Here is a 2,985-nt window from a genome sequence, read left to right on the forward strand (position 1 = left end):
TGGCCGACGCGAACGACACGCGTCGCGAAGCGGGCCTGCTCTACAGCCTCGCGACCCATCACCCGCCGATCGCCGACCGAATCGATGCGCTCCGGGACGACGCCGAGGGGGAGGGAGCGCGGGCGACGCCGAGCGATTGATGCGGACGACTATCAGTCAGTTACGGCGCACCCGCGGCCCGTCATACGAGTGCGCGGGACACAGTAACAGCAGACCGTATGAGCGGCGATCGACGCTATGGAAATCCTTACTTTCGAATCCGTCGTACGGCGGGTGTGGACAGAATTCTCCTCAGTACGCTCGCCCATCGGTCGCCCGAGGAGGTGTTTCCGTACGTACAGTCGTTCACCGAGTACCCGCGGTACACGGACCACCTGACGGAGGTTCGCGTCAACGGGGACGGGGGCGTCGGCTCCGTCTACGACCTCAAACTGACGTGGTGGAAGCTCAGCTACACCGCCCGCTCGAGGGTGACCGATATTTCTGCGCCCGAGTCGATCACGTGGGAGCTGGTCACCGATCTCGACGCCCGCGGCGAGTGGCGCGTCGAACCGGAGCCCGAATCCGCGCCGACGGGCGTGGAGACGGCGAGCCGGATCTACTTCGAGGCCGTCTACGATCCCCACTCGGCGGACGAGAACGCGATCTCGTTACCGCGGTTCGTCTCGCTGGACTGGGTCGTCCGGAAGGTCGAACCCAAGCTGCTCGCCGAGGCCGAGACCGTCGTCGAGCGGCTGGTCGCGGACATCGAGGAGCGGCCGCGGGAGGTGGAGTTGACGGTTCACGAAATGCCGTAGACGTACCTTTTTGCGCCTCGGGATTCCTCATGGTTCGAGAGACCAAAGGTCTCTCGTCACTGAGCCGAGCTTCGCTCGGCGAGGTCCAAAAGAGCGCAAAGCGCTCTTTTGAAGATCACGAAAGACGCTTTGCGTCTTTCGAACGACTACGCTCGGAACCGCTCTCTGCTCGCGGGCCTTCGGCCCGCTCGCACGGCTCGAGGGACGCGAAGCGTCCCTCGTTGGGCGCAAAAATCTACGCTAAAAAGGCCGCTCGCTCCCGTTGGTCGCTCGCGGATGCACTCCTTTCGATCCCGAAAGCGGTAATTCCTTGGTCCGTACCGTCCAATTCACTCCGTCAGGCTCATTCGCTCGAGGACCCGCCAACGATGTCCCTACCCCACTCATGCCAAACCCACTTACTGCTCGGTGACGACACCAGTGATATGAGTAGCGGTAGCGTCAGTTCGCGTCCGCGACCCTCGCGGGTGGTCCGCCGATGCGGGTGATCGTCGTCGGTGCCGGTGATGTCGGCTCGAACATCGCTGCTAGCCTCGAGGACGAGCACGACGTCGTCGTCGTCGATACGGATCCCGATCGGGTCGAGTCGATCACCTACTCCCACGACGTGCTGACGATCGAGGGCGACGGGACCGCCATCGGGACGCTCGAGGAGGCCGGCGTCGAGGAGGCGGATCTGGTCATCGCGAGCACCGACATCGACGAGACGAACATCGTCGTCTGCGGGGCGGCGAAGGCCGTCGCCGAGCCGTTCACGATCGCCCGCGTCACGAAGACGAACCTGTTGCGGACGTGGGAGCAGTCCAGGGGGGCGTTCGGCGTCGATTTCATGGTCTGTACGGATCTCCAGACCGCCGAGACGATCGTTCGGATCGCCGGCTTGCCCGGCGCTCACGACGTGGAGACGTTCGCTGACGGCCTCGTCCAGATGGCCGAGTTCGAAGTCGGGCCCGACAGTCCGATCGCCGGCGACACGGTCTCCGAAGCCGACCGCTTCGAGTCGCTGACCTTCGCGGCACTGTTGCGCGACGATGACATCGTCATTCCGCGCGGTGAGACGGTCATCGAAGCCGGCGACGCCGTCGTCGTCATCGGTTCCGGGGAGAGCGTCCGCGAGTTCGCGGGCACCCTGACGCCGGAACCGTCCCTCGAGGACGCCGACGAGATCGTCATCGTCGGCGGCACCGAGATCGGCTACCAGACGGCGCGGCTCTTCGAGGCCGAGGGACTCGAGCCGCGGCTCGTCGAACGGGATCCCGAACGGGCGCGGGAGCTGGCCGAGAAACTGCCAGGAACGCTGGTTCTGCAGAGCGACGCGACGGACATCGACTTCCTCGTCAGCGAACACGTCGACGAGTCCGACATCGTCGTCGCTGCGGTCGAGGGCGACGAGAAGAACCTGCTGCTCTCGCTGCTCGCGAAACGAATCGGCGTCGAGCGCACCATCGGCATCGTCGAGGCCGGCGAGTACGTCGACCTCTTCGAGACCGTCGGGATCGATGTCGGGGTCAACCCGCGGCTCGTGACCGCCGAGGAGATCACCCGTTTCACCCGCAAGCGACAGACCGAGAACGTCGCCATGCTCGAGTCGGATCGCGCCGAGGTCCTCGAGATCGAGGTCGATTCCGAGAGCGCGCTCTCCGGAGCGCGGATCCGGGACGTGATGGCCGACCTTCCCGACGGGATCGTCATCGGGGCGATCACCCGCGACGGGGAGTTGATCACTCCGCGAGGGGAGACCGTCGTCGAAAGCGGCGATCACGTGGTCGTCTTCGTCGATACGGCGGTGCTGGAGGAGGCCACTTCGGCCCTGTAACCCGGTCGCCGTCTCACCCGGCGTCGGCGACTCGCTCGCCGACCTCGAGACCCGAGTAATCCGTCCCAAACTGCGACGGGCCGGACGCTGGACGGACCGTCGACCCCGCCGTTCCCTGTCGCCGGTGTCGGCCGATTGATGGGGATTCGCACTCGTCTCGAGCGATCGGACGGTCACGCGAACCGTCGGATCGAACGGCTTTTGCAACGTCGGCAGGTAGGAGCGGGCGATGGACGTACTGATCGTCGGCGCGGGGTCGATGGGGACGTGGTTCGGGGACGCGATCGACGCCCGGGTCACGTTCGCCGATCTCGACCGAGACGCGGCGGCGACCGCGGCCGAGGCGGTCGGGGGGGACGTCACCGACCTCGA

2 protein-coding genes and 1 pseudogene are annotated in these 2,985 nt (G+C 65.8%); all 3 read left to right on the forward strand.

The window, feature by feature from the left end:
* Positions 1 to 275 precede the first annotated feature (275 nt).
* The gene (locus tag PGX04_RS30675; RefSeq protein WP_273741940.1) at positions 276 to 797 is read left to right on the forward strand and encodes an SRPBCC family protein; all 522 of its coding nucleotides are present in this window, start codon (positions 276 to 278) and stop codon (positions 795 to 797) included.
* 478 nt (positions 798 to 1,275) lie between these two features.
* A complete protein-coding gene (gene trkA / locus PGX04_RS30680) occupies positions 1,276 to 2,613 on the forward strand; it encodes a Trk system potassium transporter TrkA (protein ID WP_273741941.1) in 1,338 nt (445 codons plus the stop codon).
* A 229-nt stretch (positions 2,614 to 2,842) separates the two neighbouring features.
* A pseudogene (locus PGX04_RS30685) lies at positions 2,843 to 2,985 on the forward strand (prephenate dehydrogenase); the annotation flags it as partial.

The sequence above is a fragment of the Natrinema soli genome (assembly GCF_028618695.1).

Excerpts from the sequence above, each read along its gene's own strand:
- trkA (WP_273741941.1), top strand. The coding sequence starts at position 1,276 with ATGCGGGTGATCGTCGTCGGTGCCGGTGATGTCGGCTCGAACATCGCT.